The sequence below is a fragment of the Ignavibacteria bacterium genome (genome assembly GCA_041649015.1).
Classification (GTDB): domain Bacteria; phylum Bacteroidota; class Ignavibacteria; order Tepidaquicellales; family Tepidaquicellaceae; genus CAIKZJ01.
In genome coordinates this window covers 1-19,200 of the sequence record JBAZNU010000008.1, presented here as the reverse complement: position 1 = coordinate 19,200, position 19,200 = coordinate 1, and the positions used below count along the sequence as shown (strand labels likewise).

Below are 19,200 nucleotides of genomic sequence, written 5' to 3'. Positions count from 1 at the left end.
ATCAAATTATTTAAAAAGTTTAAATAACTTATATTCTTTATTCTCATACGTAAAATGAGTATTTTGATTTTCTACAATTTAAATTACACGGAAAAGTTTTTATACATAGATGTCTTTTGATATTTCAAGTTTAAACCCCGCTCAGAAGAAAGCTGTCGTTTGCATTGAAGGTCCTTCTTTGATTATTGCCGGTGCAGGGAGCGGAAAGACAAGGGTACTCACGAGCAAGATTGCGCATCTAATAGAAAGCGGAATTAATCCTCATGAAATACTTGCTCTGACGTTTACAAACAAGGCTGCCAAAGAAATGAAAGAACGGGTTATCCATTTTGCTGGAAACCGCTCTGAACATGTCTGGATGGGGACTTTCCATTCTATGTTTGCAAGAATTCTTCGTATTGAAGCTGAACTACTCGGATTTACACGAAACTTTACAATTTACGATACTAATGATTCTGTCGGTGTCATAAAAAACATATTGCTTGAACAAAACATATCACCTGAAAAGTTTAATCCTAAAAGCATTCACTCGTATATAAGCAAAATAAAGAACAAAGTAATATTACCAGCTGAATTCAATAAATTAGCCAACACTCAATTTGAAAACATAGTAAGCGATGTTTATACTGAATACTTCGATAGAATGAGGAGAAATAACTCAATGGATTTCGACGACTTGCTTGTTTATCCTGTGTTACTCCTTAATAGGTACGAGGAAGTGCTCAGGAAATACCAAAACAGATTTAAGTTCATTCTCGTCGATGAATATCAGGATACAAACAGAGCTCAATACGAAATCATTAAAGCGTTATCAGTGGTTCATAAGAATATAACCGTTGTTGGCGATGATGCACAATCAATCTATAAATGGCGGGGAGCAGAGATTCGGAATATTTTTGATTTCAGAACAGATTTTCCAGATCATAAAATTTTCAGACTCGAACAAAACTACCGTTCAACAAAGAAAATTCTCGATTTTGCTGGATTAGTAATTAAAAAGAACGTTAAACAAATTGATAAAAAACTCTGGACGGATAATGATATTGGCGACCATATAACAATGATTGAGTCAATTACTGATAAAGAAGAAGCATTGAAAATTTCGAGGTATATTTCAAAAGAAATACAGCATAGAAAATTGAAGTTTAATGACGTAGCAATTCTTTATAGGACTAACGCTCAGTCGAGGACATTCGAAGAATATTTCCGGCTCAATGCAATACCTTACATAATAGTTGGTGGTATAAGATTTTATGAGCGGAAAGAAATTAAAGATATTCTGGCACATCTTAGAATTATAGTAAATCCGGCCGATGAAGAATCTATATCACGTGTACTTCTGCTTAAAGAAGGATTCGGCAAAACAACCATGGATAAGCTCAGGGATATCGCATCCGAGAGCAAAAAGAATCTATTTCAGGTGATTGAATCAACAGACAATCTTGGTACCATAACTGGTAAAGCAAGAAATAAAATTCTTGAGGTTTTAAACTTCATAAATAAATACAAATACCTTAAGGATGATATCGAACTGCATGAACTCGTAAGAGGGGTGATTGATGAAATGGGTACACTGAAAGCACTTCGTCTTGAAAATACTAATGAAGCCGAAGAGAGAATTAATAATATTGATGAGTTTGTTTCTGCTGTCGCAGAATATGTCGAATCACAAGATATGCCCTCGCTCGATGATTTCCTTTCGCGGGTTTCTCTCGTCAGCGATATTGATGAAATTGATGATAAAAAGAATGCCGTTACATTAATGACTATTCATGCGTCCAAAGGACTCGAATTCCCCGTTGTGTTTATTGCAGGTGTTGAGGAGGGAATTTTTCCGGTAACTGGTTCGTTAAACTCTCTTGAAGAACTTGAAGAGGAAAGAAGGCTTTTCTACGTTGCAATAACACGGGCAATGGCAAAACTTTATATATCGTTTGCTGATATGCGGTACAGGTTCGGTAATAAGATGTATCAGATAAAATCCAGGTTTCTGAAAGAGATTGAAGATGAGTTCAATAAAATGGAACTCGTTGAATACGAAAATTTCAAAACGGGTAAAAGTAAAATTGCGTTTCATTATAATAGATCAAATGCTAATCCGGGTATAAAGTTTAAAACTCTTCATGACGAATTTGAAGATTCTGGCGGCGAGTTTTCCGACATAGTTAAAGGTACGGGTGTTTATCATGAAACGTTTGGAAGCGGTGTTGTTATTGGTATTAAAGGAAAAGGAAAAGACAAGAAAGCGGATATACTTTTTGAGGATTGCGGTCTTAAAAAGATTATACTTAAATATGCTAAATTAAGAGTTAATTTTAATAATTAAATAATACACAACTTGGAATTTATTAATGAATTGTGGACTTACGTTACAAACCCTGATTTTCTGAAGATTCTTATCAGAGATGTGGGATACATTGGGTTATTTATAATTATATTCTCTGAAACGGGATTATTAGTCGGTTTTTTCCTTCCCGGAGATTCTCTGCTTGTTACAGCTGGCTTACTCGCAGCAACCGTAGTTCCTGGCAGTCCGACAAATGAAACTTATCTAAATATCTACTATTTGAATTTTCTACTGATTCCGGCGGCAATAATCGGAGATGCCGTAGGATATTTTATAGGTAAAAAACTTGGTACAAAACTTTACAGCAGAAAGTCATCAAGGTTCTTCAAACAAGAACACTTGATTAAAACTCATAACTTTTATGAAAAACACGGCGGTAAGACAATTATTATCGCAAGGTTCATGCCTATTATTAGAACTTTTGCCCCAACTGTAGCTGGTATTGCTGATATGCATTATATTAGATTTGCCCAGTTCAATGTCTTTGGCGGTTTGTTCTGGATTTTAACCATGACCTTACTCGGATACTATCTCGGTAACATACCGGGTGTTGAACATCATATTGAGAAGGTAATTGTTATAGTTGTGTTCCTCTCAATACTTCCGGCAATAATCGGATGGCTAAAGACAAAGTTTAAAAAGACAACTACAAATACGCAGGAATCCGAATCGTAAAATATTAAAAACCTTTGGAATGAAGTTTGTTTTATTTTAGAAGTGTTTGCTGTATTCGATTGATTTGGTACTTCACATATTTTCCGCTTACAAACTGTGGTACAAACTCGGATAATAACTGGTATTCACTTAACGAAAGAATGCCGAAAGCTGTATTTGTTTTTGATTTGGCAGCTTTTATCTCTAAATAGGCCTCTACGTGCCGCAACTCATGGTAGTTGTGTTTTTGAGAGATACCTTCTAAACTATAATTTGTTGCCCGCTGAGATGGAATAATGTCAGTTTCGTCAGGAGTCAATAATGCTTATTTGAAGTTGACAACTGCTGATGAACTGAACAGCAAGAGATTCCGACTCGAAAGAAGTTTAAGCGGTGGTGCTTATGAATTTATAAGTATAATAAAGGGTTAGAGTAACAAAAATTCTCCGACAAATTACAATTATAAAGATGAAAATCTCTGAACGGGAGAATACAAATACAGTATTTTAAATGTAGATTATAACTGTATATTCAGATATTTTTATTTTACAAATTCTGTTCTATTCGGTTAGCCTGATTCTTGAAATCTGTTACAGAATTATCCAAATCCCTTTAATCAGACAGCAATTTTTTATACCGCTTGTCCGTATCAAGTCAAGTATAAATTAGCGTTTATGACAGTACAGGAAAGAAGATGAAAGTATTAATTAATAATAATTCTTCAGAACTGGGTTATTATACTGTAGCTTTCGATGAAAATGGTTTTGCCTCTGATATTATTATCTGCCTTTTAACCGTAGGTAATTTCATACATATTTGGAAAACAGTTCACACAAGATTATTCGGGGGTTACTAAAACTTCTTATACTTTTTTCCAATTATCTTTTATCTTTGCAATGGTTTTTTCATCTTTCAGTTCTTTTTCACGTATATATTCTTCAAAGTAACCGCAGGAAATACAAACATAATATTTTGTTAAAAGCCATTTAAAAGACGAAACCGGTATCTGACTTCTTTCTCCCCTGTTCGGAAGCTGGCTGTCTGTGTAAATCTCTTTACTCCCGCATTGCGGACATATACCCGACTTGAGATTAATATAATCCATTTAGTTTTAATGTTTGCACCAATTAATAAATCTTAATTCTTATTCTTTTCTTTCAACTTTTGATATTCTCTTTCTACCATATCACTTTTACTTGAAAAATACGATTCATAATAATCGAACAAAAGTGCAATACCCCAGAAAAACGAAACATAAGCAGGCCAAGGCAGACTATCACCTATGTGAATATTAATTTGCCCGAGGTATTTGGTAAATAAATTAAAAAGCCAGAAAGCCCATAACACTGCATTCACGAGTATATAAGAGGTTAAGTGACGTTTAAAACCTGCTCTTTTACGAGCAATATTCCATAGCTTGGAATCTTTTTGCTCTGTATTAGTTTGATTGTTTTCCATGACAATAATTTTATTATTTTAAATAATATCTAAACTTACAAATATTATTGAAATACTTAAAGACTTTATTTCCAGATATATTTTAAAACAATTCGGGCAGATTGGTCCTTTATATAATCTGAGAAATGGAATACTAAACTAATTTTTTCATTTAATGAAAACATTCACTCTTTACTTTCAGCTCCTTCAGTAGCTTCTCTGTTCACCTGAACCTTTAAACCAATCAGGAAGTGTACCTAATACACTACTTATTTTGTACTTTTTCTTCAATACCGAATATGTCATATGGTCTTTTGCTGAATTCATCTTTTATCACATATGATGTTATAAAAATTAACGCTGCAAACCCAACCAAAACCGCAAACTGCATGCCTGATATCTTCTGAATATCCTGTCTTGATTTCATATCACAAACTTCTCCCGGACAGTGCTGAGCTTTTTCCTTAAAGAATAAATTATAAAACTTGCACCCCAAACATATTCCAAATGCAGATTCAAAGAAAAGAAAAACAAGACAGATTAAACATATAATTCCTGTTATCGGACTGAAAGCATTTATCACAACCATGTGCACAAACATTACCGCCGCAAGTCCAACACCAATATACCAGGAAAACTTTTTCTGCGCTGCTCCTACGTATTCAGGTGTTTGATTCCTGACTGTAAACCTTCCTAAAATTAATGTTGGTGAAAACTTTGGATTAATAAAAACTCTAATCAAAAAATCAAGGAGAAAACCGGATATTACAATCTTGAACATCGTAAAATCTCCATTGAAAATAATCACCATAAACGAAATAAATGTAAACAGAAAAAGTATCCCTGCCGCAGCCCTGATTTCGCGTTCATTCAAAACAGGTATGTTATAACCCTCTACTTCTTCCCCAAAATTTAATGTTTTCCTCATATAATATTATTTATTTGATTTATTATTAAAACGGGATAAAAGAACATTTGTTGCATTAATTCAACTTACAAATTCAGGCTTTATACATACAGTCCAAATTCTCTCGTTCCCAAACTCTAGTTTGGGAATGCAATCAGATGGAACGCTTTTTCATTCCCTCTTGTGCGTTCTTTGAGCCCTCCTTTTTTTTGGCGGATCATTCCCTCCTGTTCTTAGAGAGAATCATATTACAGGTAATCATGCTCTTTTGTTGCCATACTTTTCCAGTCCAGAACACCTCTTTTAATAAAGTATACCGATGTCATATTAATTATCTTTCATAACTACTTTTTAGGTACAAACTTCAAACCCCAGATAGCTAAATACTCCGATAATGGAATCAATCCCATTTCTTTTCTCCACTCATCAACCTTGCTCTCATCCTCAAGCTGATAAAGCTCAAACGATTTTGTAGAGTTGTTAAATGTCACCTGAGAACCGTAACGCTGAGGCTTGTTTTCATTCATCTGTATCCTGTCATACATTAATGCATAACTTTCCCAGTTTGCTTCTTTAATCTCGCACAAAGCTTTTATTGTTGGTAAATACTTCTTTTGTTTCTCATAATCCGAATGCTGTATTATCAGAAATGCACCACCGGCTGCATTTTCACCTACATCGGATATCTTCGGCCAGCCTTTTGTTTCTATGATGTCTTCCAGATTCTTAAGGTTCGTTTCGTTGAGACTTTTCTTAAACTCCCATATCGCGAATTCAACTGTTGAATACATACCAATCTTTTTCTGAGCCAGCATTATCTCTTTGTAATACGCCTGGTCAATAGCTCTCATCTTCCATAATTGTTTCGCTAATTCTATATCTTTATAATAATTCTTATATTTAATCTTAAGCATTGAAATAAGTGTCTCTTCAAAATCATTCCAGCGTTTATCATCACGTATTGTTAAAAAGTCAGGGTCTGTAAGAATATAAACAGCAGTATCTAAGGCTATTGCTTTGTATATATATTTAAAGGCTGAATCCTTTTGTCTATCCTGAGCAAGAGCACAGGCATAATCGAAAACAAATCTTTTATCGCTGCTGTTTGAATCGAACCATCTCCTGAATTCTTCTATAGCACCTTTAAGGTTTCCCTCCTTTCGTAAACTATCTGCTAAACTGCTGCTCGTAGTAGTCTGCGAATAAACAGTATTAATTAATACAATGAAAAGAACGGTTAATGCAAAAAATTTAGTTTTCATTTTATTATGCTAAGTTTAAAGAAAGTATTCTTTATTATTCTACATTTACAATCAATGATTTCCCGGGATTACCATTCTTATCAAATTTTCTGATGAAGTATTCTCCACTCCTTAGATACAAAGCATAATTTAATTTTATGTCTTCAATAAGTATCTGGTCGGAGGGAACACTTCTTTCAATATCTTCATTTGTCTTTATTGCCTGAATCAAACAGGTATCGTTTATATCCCAAAATTTCATATCAATCGGATATTCGTAGTTGCCGTTTAGGTTTATCAGCCAGTCGGGTCTTTCGTTAAGATAGTCTGTTTTCGAAGGAAACAGTGTAATATCATAACTGTTAGCTTTTAATGAATATGGTTTTCCCTCATTGTTCACAAGCATAACAGGTATTCTATTCTGATTTTTACTCCTAAACAATTCAAAAAGATTATTCGAGTAAGAGGCGTCCGTATATTCTGCCATATCAGTCTGTTCAATCGTTAGCGGATTCAGTCCTGACTTCAATTTAAAAACCGAAGCCATCCATCCCTGCTTTTTGTTTTCATTAATATGGCTATGACCGGCAAGGACTAAAACCTTCGCATCTTTGTGTTTACTTATAAAACGCAGAAGATTATTTGCCTGTTCGGTTTCCCTGTCGCTAGCTGAATAAACTTTTCCGTTATTCTGTAGAACAGTTTTATTAGTATCTTCATAAGACAAAATTATAAAACCAAGTCTGAAAGCCTCCCGAAGCAAATTTCCATAAGCCGGCTCAGACGTGTACCAGCCGCTTTCTATAACTGGATATTTGCGAGTATTCAACAGAGAATCTTTTCCATTCACTGCCTCACAAAACAAATATCGAAAACCCTTCTTATAAAGTATGTCCAAAGAATTCAGAACCGTAACTCTTGTTTGCGGACGCAAATGGTCTTCATTGAAGAATACATATTTCACTGAATCAGGCAGGACATTTAAATACGAATAGATGTTCAGAGTATCATAGGATTCAGTAGATTTCAGTTCATCATCATATTTATTTGTATGATTCAGTTCTCTGCGGAAGAGTAATTCATTTTGTTTGAATGAACCAACAAATGAATATTGTGTACACAACATCTGGAAATAAAAACTTCCGTTTGTATTCTTTAATGAATCATCCACATTAATCAAATACCTGATAGAATTAATATAATAGCTGCCATTATTACTCTTCTGAAAGTTAAATAATGAAGGAACCCCCACAGATTTATTAATCCCAATCTGCGCAAAACTGACATTACCTAAGAGAATTGATAGCAAAGCTATTAAGACAGATTCCCATTTCATATTAAGAAGTATTTAACTCCTTCACCTGATTCGTAAAGAATATTTTGTCATTATATTTTATAAACCTTATTTGCAAACATCTATCTCTTAAAAACTGTAGTATTTGTTCCTTCATTTTATTTAAACTTATTCTTCTATTGCGTTGTCCTGATTATCCGGGTTTATAAAATTACTTATTTGTGATTAATATACTCATTCTCAATAATGTATTATATATAAAATTAAATTTTTCCTTAATAATTCAAACATAGTACTTCGTAAAATGTGCGATATCTAATCATTTTTTATTCCGTAAACCATGTTTTATTCAATATTTGTCATTAAATTGAATTGATCATTAAATACTAATCTCAAAGAGGCAAATTAATCCGTTTCAAAATAATCCTATTTTTGGTAACTTACATATTCAATTACAGAGAGTTGCTCGAGTGGTTGAAGAGGCACGCCTGGAAAGTGTGTAAATGCGAAAGTGTTTCGCGGGTTCGAATCCCGCACTCTCTGCTGTTTATTAATACATATGAATAAGCCTTTGAAAAAATCAAAGGCTTATTTTTTTATTGATTGCATACAGTTTTATTTGCATCATACTGCCGATTAGAATCTTGTAGCCATAATCTATCGTAGAAAAATAAATTCCAGATGACGCTTCAGTATTTACGTTAGTCTTAGAATTCCACTATACTTTATATACACCCTTCCCCGTTATCATTATTGGAATCTCGGATATTAATTTCACTGTAATATTGTATACCCTAATTTATACAATCTTATTTACTGCTTCATTCACGATTATCCTTATCGTAGTTGAAGAATTGAATAAAAGTATATTAATAATTCAACATGGTAATATATAAGAACTATTTAAATGTAATATTTTAATCCGTTAATTATCTTACTACTGCTTTCAGAAATTTTTCCGTCTCGTTTGTCGCATCAGTCATCACTTCTTCAACAAGGCCGCCTATCTGTTTTGAAAGAATAATTGAATTCATTCTGGATACATAAACTTTTCCGTCCTCTTTTTCGTATACCGAGAACCTGCAGGGCATAAGCGATGAATATACGCGTTTGTCGTCCTGTGATAGCAATTTGTACGAATGTTTGGGATTGCATACTTCAAAGATTTTTACAGGTAAAACTTCCTTCCCGGCTTTTTTCATCGATGCCTGAAGGTCGTGTGTAATCAATATTTTCCATCCATTGCCTGTAATCGATTCCTCAAGTACTTTTACTGTTTCATCATACCCAAATCTGCTTTCAGATTCTATAAACATTTCCTCCGTTTGCCCGCTCGCGGTTAGTGAGGCTAAGGATAATAATATTACTAATACTATATTTTTCATGTTTTTATTTTATTTAATTTCCGATATTTATAATTGATAACAACTTACTTGCGATATTAGTTGCTATTAGCATATATATTCTTTATTTTTGTACATTACTTAAATTAAAATAATATAATAATATGGAAATGGAAATATTTTTTGAGGGCAATAAAAAGGTCAGTGCAAACCTGAACGGGACTATCATCAGAACTGACCAGCCCATACAGGCAGGTGGAAACGGCTCTGCTCCGGCTCCCTTTGATTTATTCCTGGCATCCATTGGGACTTGTGCGGGTATTTATGTCAAAGGATTCTGCGACCAGAGAGGTATCCCCTCTGATAATATTAAGATAATACAGCACATGCAGTATAACAAAGAATCACGGCTCTTCAGCAGAATAGACCTTGAAATTATACTTCCTGCTGACTTCCCCGAAAAGTACAAAGACGCTGTTATTAACGCTGCTAATCTTTGTGCTGTAAAAAAACATTTAAATAATCCTCCCGAAATGAAAGTAACTGCAACTCAGGAATAAATACTTTTGAATTTCTGATTTAAGAGAAGTCGCTGTAAGAGCGGCTTCTCTTTCATTTATATCCAACTGTTTATTATTATCCCCTCTCATACAATCTCTAAAATAGTTCTTTAATTATAATTTATTTGCAACTATTATTTAATTGAAACCGTACTATATTTAATTATTATTAGAATCTAAAATGAAGAATATTCTTGTTATTTCAGTTTTGATCGCTTTTGCTTTAATAAGTAACATAGCTTTCTCTCAGTCAAACACATCGACGATTAAAGGTACCGTTGTCGATAAATCCTCCAATAAACCATTGGAATCCGCTGCCGTACAGGTTTTTAACTCTGGTGATTCCTCCTTGGTTACGGGTACACTAACGGATGTTAATGGTTCGTTCTCAATAAATGATATTCCTGAAGGCAGGTACTATGTTAGAATTAGTTATATAGGATACACAAATGCCGTCGCTAAAAATGTTCTTACAGGTAAAGAAAACAGAGACATCAATTTCGGTACTGTGAAACTTGAAATCAGTGAAGAAACAACGCAGGAAATAGAAGTCGTCGATGAAGCCCCTTTAATGACTTTTGAAGCTGGGAAAAAAATATACGACGCTAAAAAAGATTTGACTACACAGAACGGTAATGTAATGGACGTTCTTAAGAATGTTCCCTCCGTTGAAGTCGATAACGATGGCAACGTTAGTCTCAGAGGCAGCAGCGATGTAAAAATTTTAATTGACGGTAAACCCTCAGCACTGTTAAGCAATGGCACTCAGGTTCTTCAGAATATGCCTGCTAATATTGTCGATAAGGTTGAAGTTATTAACAACCCTTCGTCAAAATATGAAGCTGAGGGCGTTTCCGGTATAATCAATATTGTTATGAAACAACAGAATCAGTCTCTCGGATATAATGGGAATTTGAAAGTTAATGGCGGTACTGAAGATAAGTATAATCTGTCAACTGGCGGCTCTTATAAGAAAGGAAAACTTAGTCTAAATGGCAATTACAGTTACTGGAATTATTCGATGCCGGGTATGACAAACTTTGACAGGTATAATTACTCAAGTATAAACTCAAGATTTTCCGACCAGCTTTTAAACTGGAAATATAAAGGTCTTTCGCACTATGGCTCTTTTGGTGTAGACTATGACCTTGATAAAGAAAATACTCTTTCGCTCGTTACGAACATCTTCTTTTATAATCGAGACCTTAATTCAACAAGTAGCATAGATTTCTACAACGTTAACAACGAGTTAACTAATAATTTCTTGTCGTATAACGAAAATGGCAGAGAAGGAATGAACCTTGATGGTACCTTAACTTATTATAAAAAGTTTAAAGAAAAAGGAAGAGATTTCTCAACCTTTATTAATTATTCTTCCCGGAATGAATATGACAACACAGAATATAAAAGCATAGTTTCAAACTCAACTACTGAACAAATAAGAAAGTCTAATTACAGGTTCAATTTTCTTAACTTCCAGGCAGATTATATTCATCCTTTTGGGGAGAAAAACAAGCTCGAATCTGGATTAAAGTCAGAAGCTCGGTTCATTAACGGTGTTTATTCTTTCAGATACTTCGATTCCCCCTCTAATCAGTGGCTCCCCGCTCCTGGTAAGGATAATGACGTTAATTATAAAGATATTATCTCCGCTGCATACGCAGAATTCACGGGTGAGTATAAAGATTTTACCTACAAAGCTGGTTTGAGAGGTGAATTCACTATCGTAGATTTTGATATTCTCAGGCAAACTCAAAAATACGATGATAATTATTTTGATTTATTCCCGAGCCTGAATCTCTCGCAAAAGATAGGAATTGAAAATCAGGTGCAGCTTAGTTATAGTAGAAGAATTAAAAGACCTAATCTGTTCTTCCTTAATCCTTTTGTCGATTACATTGATGAATATACTAGCCGCTCTGGAAATCCTTACCTGAAACCTGAGTACATAAATTCTTTCGAGCTCGGTTATACAAGGTCCCTAAAGTTCGCTACACTTACTCTGTCTGGTTTCTACAGAAATTCGAATAATCCTGTGAACTTCGTTTCCTTCGTGGATACAAACGGTGTCTCCAATTCCAGACCTGAAAATGTCGGTAAATCGAATACTTACGGTATGGAATTTATTGTACAAGGCGGACTTGCTAAATGGTGGACTGTAAACGGAAGCGTTAGTTATTTTAATACTAACATCTATGATAATAGTAACCTTTTTAATTTTGACAAAACGTATAATGCATGGTCAGCAAGGTTTTCAACGAATGCTGCTATTCCTGATTTATTCGATGTACAGTTTACTTATTTCTATTACGGTGAACAGCTTTCCGCACAGGGGAATATTGAACCTATGCAGTCTATGAACATCGCACTTCAAAAAAGCTTTTTTGATAAAAGGTTTATCATAGGTTTCAGAGTTAATGACTTATTCAATCAGCAGAGATTTTCCGCTTACAACTCTGGTAATAATTTTACTCAGATAATTCAGCAGAAGTCAAATTCAAGATCAGCTTTCTTTACTATTACTTATAACTTCGGTGATAACGGTATGACAAAATCGCAGAGGACATCCCAAAGAAAGCAAAGAGAGTCTGAAAACGAAATACAACAATCAAACTAAATACATAAAATTTATATAAATGAAAAAGAGAAAGGAACTTCCTTTCTCTTTTTTATTTCTCTTTCTTATTTTCTGTATCCGATAAAATGTTAAAACACTTCTCAATAAAATAATTTTTCCCACCGTGCTGTTATCCGTAAAATGGTTGTAATAAAACCAAACTTTTTACAAAAATAAAAACATTTTAATTTTCAAAATTTAAAAAACAGATAAAACAATTTTCTATGTTCCCTTTGCTATCTTTGCTCTTCGAGTCGTAGATCCACCGCGGCGGACGACCCTTGCGTTAATAATCTCTATAATTTGTTTTTCGTATTTTGTTTGTAGCCCTGGGCTGCGCCGTGAACTCCGTTCTAACTTTATGAGCTATCTGAAAAATCTATTACATAGCTCCTTTTCTAAAGTGAGAATAATTTTTTCTCTGAGTTATTTGCAAGATTTGCGGTAAAACAAAAATTGATAATAAACTCTTTTGTTTGTTAACATTTAATACTATATTCTTAACGGACAAAGCTCTTCTTTTTGTACAGCAACTAAAATTAAATACTACTCAAGTAACTTTTTCTTTCCGGCTTGAAACTCCTCTTCCGTTATAACACCCTTTTCTTTCAACTGATTTAGTTTCTCCAGCTCGGTACCTATGTCATTATCACTCGAATTCCCAATTGCATTTGCAAATTCTTTCGCCTGATTTTTCATCTGCATCTTCTTGTATTCCTCCTGCATCGTGGTTATCGCATCTTTCAACTTACCGGGTTTCTCAACATAATTGTAAGTTGTTTCCCCTATCTCCGCCGCTGTTTGTATATCAACGTTACCATATCCGAATATCTTGCCCCAAAATGATTGAGAGTAAGAAACATTATTTATCTTATCAAGCGGACTTTCTTTCGTATCACTTGAAAATACACCCTCTTCATCTATTACCCTCATATTAGTAACTGCCCATATATTTCTGTTCCTTTCTAATATTTTATATGCAAGATATACAGCGGATACAACCATAACAGGAATAGCAACTACCGCAAGAGCAAAAAACATAAGTGTAATTCCTGCCGCAATTCCTATCAATCCAATTAAATATTTTAATACCATCGTAAACCAGTGAGGCCTCGTTATAAGTATTACTTTTTCATCTTTTTTGAGTTCTGTTCTCATATTTTTGGTAAATTATTTATTGTATGTATTTTGATATCACTTTTAGCAAGACATCCTTTTCTATAGGTTTAGTTACGTAATCATCACACCCCGCATTTATCGCGACTTCCTTTTCAGTACTGAATGCATATGCAGTTTGTGCAATTATTGGTAATTTCGGCATCCTTTCTTTTATAAGCTTAGTCGCACTTAGTCCGCTCATTACAGGCATCTTAATGTCCATTAAAACCATGTCAATGTCATTTCTCTCAAAGCAAATATCGACCGCTTCTTTTCCGTCCTCTGCTCTTATTACATCAAAATTAAGGCTGGTAAGAATTATATTCAAATAATCAAAACTCATTTCATCATCCTCTGCAATAAGAACTTTTTTGCTGGCCTTTATTATTGATACTTCGGACTTTTCGCTCTCTGGCTCTATTTCCGCAGCTTTAACGTATGGTATTGAAAAATAAAATTCTGTTCCCTTCCCTAATTCTGACTTCAGCCATATCTTCCCTTTCAGAGTCTCCACAAGTCCTTTGCATATCGAAAGCCCTAAACCTGCACCTTCATATCCTCTCGACATAGACATATCCACCTGATAAAACCTGCTGAATATTTTATCCTGATGCTCTTCATGAATTCCCTGTCCCGTGTCTTTCACTGAAAATAATATTTCATTTCCCTGTATAGAATAGTTAATTTCAACACTGCCGTGCTTTGTGAACTTCAAAGCATTGTTAATTAAATTTGTAAGTATCTGACTCAGCATTTTCTCATCAGACTCAAATAGTACATCTTCGGATTGCTGAAGTCTTAACTCAATACCCCGTTCTTCCGACTTTAAAAGAAACTGGTTAATTACGTTTTGCATCATCGTATGCATCGATATACTCTTCATACATACGCTCATGTTACCGGTCTCAATTTTTGATATCTCGATTATATCATTAATCAGCTCCAGTAAACGATTACCGCTGCTTTGAATAATACCCGAATATTTAATTATTTCTTCTTTGTTCGTTTCTTCTGTGTGCAAAAGTTCTGCAAAACCTAATATTCCATTTAGCGGAGTCCTTATCTCATGTGACATATTCTGAAGAAATGCTGTCTTTAGTCTGTCGCTTTCTTCCGCTTTTTCTTTTGCGACTAAAAGCTCTTCTTCTGCCTTCTTCTGTTTAGTTATATCCTGCCCTATTAATAGAATTTTATCTATTTCTTTATATTCATTCTCCAGTGCTTTAATCCTGTGATTAAGAAGCTTATACTCTCCGTCTTTGCATCTTATCTTTATTGATAATGTCTCCGATTTATCATTACTGTTTTTGCATTTGTCAAAAAAAACATTTAAGTCTATGGAATTATCCGGATGAAAGAAATCCGAAACCTTCTTCCCGTACAGCTCTTCCTCATCATAACCAAGAATGTCTTTATGTGTATTGTTGTAATAAATGTATTTCCAGTTTAAATCAAGTAAAGCTATTAGATCATATGAGTTTTCAGTTATGCTCCTGTATTTCTCTTCACTCTCTTTAATCGCCTCAACAAACATTATATTCTCTTCCTGGTCTGACAAAACCTTTCCTATTATAAGAGTTATAACCGGATAAATACCGATAACTGTCAAAGTAAGGACGCTAAAGCTTTCTAATATATGCTCACTCGGTAATGTAAACATCAGGATTAGCATCATAAGATGAACCGTAAAACCCAGTAAATACAAATTCCGTTTTTTAAGACTTAGCTTTCCTTTTTTCCTTAAATAATAAAAAATGTATCCGAATACAAATGCCTCAACTATCGTTAGCGTACCCATAACTAATCCGCCGCCGCCTATGTATGTTCTGTAAACTATTCCTATCAAAGATGATATTACTCCCGATATCGGACCGAAGAACAATGTACATAAACTTATCACTATCGTCCTGCCGTCAAATATTATTCCTTCTGTAAAAACAAAAGGATTCATCATACCTATAATTACCACTGCCCCAAAAAGTAATCCCTGAATTATTTTCCCCGATAATTTTTTTCTGCTGTATCTGGTATCTATGAATCCGGATAGAACGCTTAACGCTGCTAATACTGATAGGTTATATATTAAATCAATGAGTATCATTTCCTGCCATTATAAATGATTATGTTGCAAAGATAGCAAATTTAATCATGAATAGTTAGATTGAGATTTTTCTCATTTCGTTCTCATTTTGCTCTTTTCTTTTTATTTATCTTTTTTAATTACTCATATTTATTTAATTTATACATTATTATATTTTTAACATGAAAATTTTCCATATCCTGATATTTTTACTATCTCTTAGCTCAATTTGCTATCCGCAAATAGAAAACGTCTCTATTGAATACCCCGTGTACGATTTTCTTAAAGAAATGACTGTTAAAAAAATTATTAATTACGACGAAGATAACCCCAACCTCTCAAGGTTTGAAATTGCAAACTTCCTGAAAACTATAGATTCTAAAAAGACAGAATTAAGCAATACTGAAATAAAAATTCTAAATAAATATAAAGTTGAATTCATTCCTGAAGAAGCCAACAAAGATAATACTTGGCAAATGTTTGGCAGTGGGAAAAATTTTATTAAAAATCTCGAAGACTTCTTTTCCAATAAACAGAAATATATTTTCACCGCAGGTAAACCCGGAAGCAATGCTTTTATCGAAGGTATTGGAAATATATATGCTGGCACTGAATTTAAACCCAATAATAAAATACAGTCCGTAATGATGGATGGTGGTTTCAGAGCTCGTGGCACTATTTTTAATCATCTCGGTTATTCTTTCGATTTCACAAAAGGTTTTATAGGCGGTAGTAGTGAACTTGCTCCGTTTATTGAACCAAAATTGCGTTCAAATTTTAAGTTCAATGAAAACTCGGAATCTTATAATAACTATGACTTCACAAATGCTTACCTGAAGTTCTACATCGAACCGACCGAAGGAATGGGGCTTTCCGCTCAGTTCGGTCGGGAAAAACTCACATATGGTTATGGTTACGGCAGTAAACCCATACTCTCTGGTGACAATCCAAATATGGACTTCCTGAAAATGAATTTTGATTATGGAATTGTTAGATTTTCTTCAATCTTTGCCTCAACTGTTGGATACATGCAGCAAAACAGAGACGATAGATACACTAAATACTTCTCAGCTCATAGAATCAAAGTTGCTATTCCCGATATCGTTGACCTTGCCATTTCCGATGTCGTCGTGTATAATGGAAGGATTGAATTTGCTTACTTGAATCCTATCCTGCTCTGGCACTTTGCCGAAAAATCCCTTCAGGATAGAGATAATAAGAATTTCATTTTCGACTTCAAAACAAAATTCCTTAAAAATGTCGAGCTTCAGGGTACTTTCTTCGTTGACGATGACGAACAGTTTGCTATTCTTTCTGGTGCCACGACTCGCTCACAGAAATATGTTTATCAAATCGGTACTATGATTTATGAACCTTTTATAAAAAATCTTTCCTTAACTGTTGAATACACAAAAATAAGACCTTATACCTATACTCACTACGATATCCGTGATAACTATACTGCCTACGGCGTCAATCTCGGCCACCGCATTGGACCAAACGCCGACGAACTCTTCACCCGCATCACTTACAACATCTCCGACTGGGGAAGAATTAATCTCGAATACAGCCACGTCAGAAAAGGAAATAATATCTACGACGCAAACGGTAATCTCGTTACAAACGTCGGAGGCGATATTGCCCAGGGGCACAGAACAGGAATCGACCCCGAAGAAGCTCCTTTCCTCGCCGGCAACCGAGTTAACACTGACGCCATCGGCTTAAACTTCAGGTGGATTCCAATCCGCAACTATATCTTCGATTTCTACTACGGCTATAATATTCAAAACTATATAACCGAAGGATACAAAAAAGATTTCAGCTTCGGTTACATCCGCATGAACGTAGAATATTAATCAACAAATTATGAATCAGTAGAATCTTCTGGCAAGCAAAATTTCTATCCCCTGTAACCCCTCAAAAGTTGTATATCGTTGTATTAAAACAATCTTTTTACAAAAATAATAACGATATTATCTTTCCTTTTTCACCGAATTAAAAAATTTTCTATGTTCTCTTTGTCGAAGATTCGACGTGGCGAACGGTCTTTGCTCTTCGAGTCGTAGATCCACCGCTGCGGACGTCCCTTGCGGTCAGAATCTCTATAATTTGCTTTTCTCTTTTTTGTTTATATCCAAAGGCTACGCCATGTCCTCTTCGGAGTTTGTCTCAAATCCACCCCCATTTGTCATTCCCGAATGTTTTAATCGGGAATCTTATCAAGATAACTAATTCTTCTCTGCTTCCTCTGCGACCCTTGCGTTCAGAATCTCTATAATTTGTTTTTCTCTATTTTGTTTATAGCCATAGGCTACGCCGTGTCCTCAATGGAGTATGTCTCAAAACCACCCCCATTTGTCATTCCCGAATGTTTTAATCGGGAATCTTATCAAGATAACTAATTCTTCTCTGCTTCCTCTGCGACCCTTGCGATAAAATATTTCTATAATTTGTTTTTCACTATTTTGTTATAGCCAAAGTCTACGCTGTGTCCTCAACGGAGTATGTCTCAAAACCACCCCCATTTGTCATTCCCGAATGTTTTAATCGGGAATCTTATCAAGATAACTAATTCTTCTCTGCTTCCTCTGCGACCCTTGCGGTAAAATATTTCTATAATTTGCTTTTCTCTTTTTTGTTTATTATCACAGTCTACGCCGTATCCACCGCGAAGTTTGTCTCAAAACCACCCCCTTTTGTCTTCCCCGCATGCTCTTAGCGGGGATCTTATCAAGATAAATTGTTCTTACCGAATGTTTTAATCGGCCTGCCTGCCACAGGCAGGGGATCTTATCAAGATAAATTGTTCTTCTCTGCTTCCGAGTCGCAGATCCGACATTTCTTTGGCGGACGACCCTTGCGGTCAGAATCTCGATAATTTGCTTTTCTCTTTTTTGTTTATATTAATAGTCTACGCCGTGTCCACCGCGAAGTCATATCGGGAACCTTATCAATTTAATAATTCCTTTTTTGCTTCTATCAAAAATATTACTTTTGAGACAAAATAATTTTCCCGCAAATCTGTAACTTGATGAATACTATATGTTACATTGACATAAAATTAAATAATGACTATTTTAATTCAAGTATTAATAAACGCCCTCCAAAAAATAGTATCTATTTGATTCATTAGGGGGATTAAGCAAATACAATTATGAATAATTTGAGTTATCAAATTTGTTTGTCTGAGGGGCGAGAACTTATTTTGATAATTTCTTTATCTTCAATTACTTTTCATTTTTTAGATTCATCTATCAAACCTGATATTAAATATTCTATAAATTATGTTTATGAAAATTAAATTAACCTGTTTATACATATTACTTCTATCAGCGGTATTTATAAGTAACGTTTTTTCTCAGAACATTATTGTTTACAATTCGAGTAATTCCGGATTGCCTAATGCCCCTGTTTTATGCATTACTCCTGATAGATACGGGGCAATATGGATTGGAACCCAAGATAGCGGAATTGTAAAGTTTTACAACAATCAATGGACAAGGTATGATTCAGCAAATTCGGGACTGCCTGGGAACAAAATAAGAGATATAGTATTTGACAG

General features: G+C 34.5%; 17 protein-coding genes and 1 tRNA gene. 10 read left to right on the top strand and 8 right to left on the bottom strand.

Features of this window, described 5'->3' with window-relative positions; translation table 11 throughout:
- Nucleotides 1–109: 109 nt before the first annotated feature.
- The 5 genes from WC644_11880 (at nucleotide 110) to WC644_11860 (ending at nucleotide 3,857) form a co-directional block, all read left to right on the top strand.
- Entirely contained in the window at nucleotides 110–2,326 is a 2,217-nt protein-coding gene (locus tag WC644_11880; GenBank protein ID MFA5012635.1) for a UvrD-helicase domain-containing protein, read from the top strand.
- A gap of 12 nt (nucleotides 2,327–2,338) precedes the next feature.
- Nucleotides 2,339–3,022 (top strand): VTT domain-containing protein, encoded by a 684-nt coding sequence (locus tag WC644_11875; GenBank protein MFA5012634.1) that lies wholly within the window; start codon nucleotides 2,339–2,341, stop codon nucleotides 3,020–3,022.
- 59 nt (nucleotides 3,023–3,081) lie between these two features.
- Nucleotides 3,082–3,213: a hypothetical protein gene (locus WC644_11870; protein MFA5012633.1), complete on the top strand. Its 132-nt coding sequence runs from the start codon at nucleotides 3,082–3,084 to the stop codon at nucleotides 3,211–3,213.
- Nucleotides 3,214–3,297: 84 nt separating this feature from the next.
- A complete protein-coding gene (locus WC644_11865; protein ID MFA5012632.1) occupies nucleotides 3,298–3,432 on the top strand; it encodes a hypothetical protein in 135 nt (44 codons plus the stop codon).
- Nucleotides 3,433–3,695: 263 nt separating this feature from the next.
- Nucleotides 3,696–3,857 carry a hypothetical protein gene (locus WC644_11860; GenBank protein ID MFA5012631.1) on the top strand — a complete coding sequence of 54 codons (162 nt, stop codon included), beginning with the start codon at nucleotides 3,696–3,698 and terminating at the stop codon, nucleotides 3,855–3,857.
- A gap of 6 nt (nucleotides 3,858–3,863) precedes the next feature.
- Here WC644_11860 and WC644_11855 read toward each other — a convergent pair whose 3' ends face one another.
- From WC644_11855 to WC644_11835, 5 genes are all read right to left on the bottom strand, one after another.
- Nucleotides 3,864–4,106 (bottom strand): hypothetical protein, encoded by a 243-nt coding sequence (locus WC644_11855; protein MFA5012630.1) that lies wholly within the window; start codon nucleotides 4,104–4,106, stop codon nucleotides 3,864–3,866.
- Nucleotides 4,107–4,138: 32 nt separating this feature from the next.
- Nucleotides 4,139–4,459 (bottom strand): 2TM domain-containing protein, encoded by a 321-nt coding sequence (locus tag WC644_11850; protein MFA5012629.1) that lies wholly within the window; start codon nucleotides 4,457–4,459, stop codon nucleotides 4,139–4,141.
- 244 nt (nucleotides 4,460–4,703) lie between these two features.
- Entirely contained in the window at nucleotides 4,704–5,366 is a 663-nt protein-coding gene (locus WC644_11845; protein MFA5012628.1) for a DUF4395 domain-containing protein, read from the bottom strand.
- A gap of 323 nt (nucleotides 5,367–5,689) precedes the next feature.
- Nucleotides 5,690–6,607 (bottom strand): DUF6624 domain-containing protein, encoded by a 918-nt coding sequence (locus tag WC644_11840; protein ID MFA5012627.1) that lies wholly within the window; start codon nucleotides 6,605–6,607, stop codon nucleotides 5,690–5,692.
- A gap of 34 nt (nucleotides 6,608–6,641) precedes the next feature.
- Nucleotides 6,642–7,922 (bottom strand): hypothetical protein, encoded by a 1,281-nt coding sequence (locus WC644_11835; GenBank protein MFA5012626.1) that lies wholly within the window; start codon nucleotides 7,920–7,922, stop codon nucleotides 6,642–6,644.
- Between the two features lie 414 nt (nucleotides 7,923–8,336).
- Here WC644_11835 and WC644_11830 point away from each other — a divergent pair.
- Nucleotides 8,337–8,423 (top strand) — tRNA-Ser (locus WC644_11830).
- A gap of 386 nt (nucleotides 8,424–8,809) precedes the next feature.
- Here the strand turns inward: WC644_11830 and WC644_11825 are convergent.
- The gene (locus tag WC644_11825; GenBank protein MFA5012625.1) at nucleotides 8,810–9,265 is read right to left on the bottom strand and encodes a DUF302 domain-containing protein; all 456 of its coding nucleotides are present in this window, start codon (nucleotides 9,263–9,265) and stop codon (nucleotides 8,810–8,812) included.
- Nucleotides 9,266–9,393: 128 nt separating this feature from the next.
- On the opposite strand from WC644_11825, the gene WC644_11820 reads away from it, so the two are divergent.
- Nucleotides 9,394–9,783 (top strand): OsmC family protein, encoded by a 390-nt coding sequence (locus WC644_11820; GenBank protein MFA5012624.1) that lies wholly within the window; start codon nucleotides 9,394–9,396, stop codon nucleotides 9,781–9,783.
- Nucleotides 9,784–9,964: 181 nt separating this feature from the next.
- Complete coding sequence (locus WC644_11815) at nucleotides 9,965–12,400, top strand: outer membrane beta-barrel family protein (protein MFA5012623.1); 2,436 nt, start codon at nucleotides 9,965–9,967, stop codon at nucleotides 12,398–12,400.
- Nucleotides 12,401–12,946: 546 nt separating this feature from the next.
- Here the strand turns inward: WC644_11815 and WC644_11810 are convergent.
- Nucleotides 12,947–13,558: a PH domain-containing protein gene (locus WC644_11810; GenBank protein MFA5012622.1), complete on the bottom strand. Its 612-nt coding sequence runs from the start codon at nucleotides 13,556–13,558 to the stop codon at nucleotides 12,947–12,949.
- 16 nt (nucleotides 13,559–13,574) lie between these two features.
- Nucleotides 13,575–15,659, bottom strand: coding sequence for an ATP-binding protein (locus WC644_11805; protein MFA5012621.1), 2,085 nt, complete (start codon nucleotides 15,657–15,659; stop codon nucleotides 13,575–13,577).
- A 269-nt stretch (nucleotides 15,660–15,928) separates the two neighbouring features.
- On the opposite strand from WC644_11805, the gene WC644_11800 reads away from it, so the two are divergent.
- Both WC644_11800 and WC644_11795 read left to right on the top strand, forming a co-directional pair.
- Entirely contained in the window at nucleotides 15,929–17,494 is a 1,566-nt protein-coding gene (locus WC644_11800; protein ID MFA5012620.1) for a capsule assembly Wzi family protein, read from the top strand.
- Nucleotides 17,495–18,928: 1,434 nt separating this feature from the next.
- Nucleotides 18,929–19,200: two-component regulator propeller domain-containing protein (locus WC644_11795; protein MFA5012619.1), on the top strand; the 272-nt coding region annotated here is incomplete at its 3' end.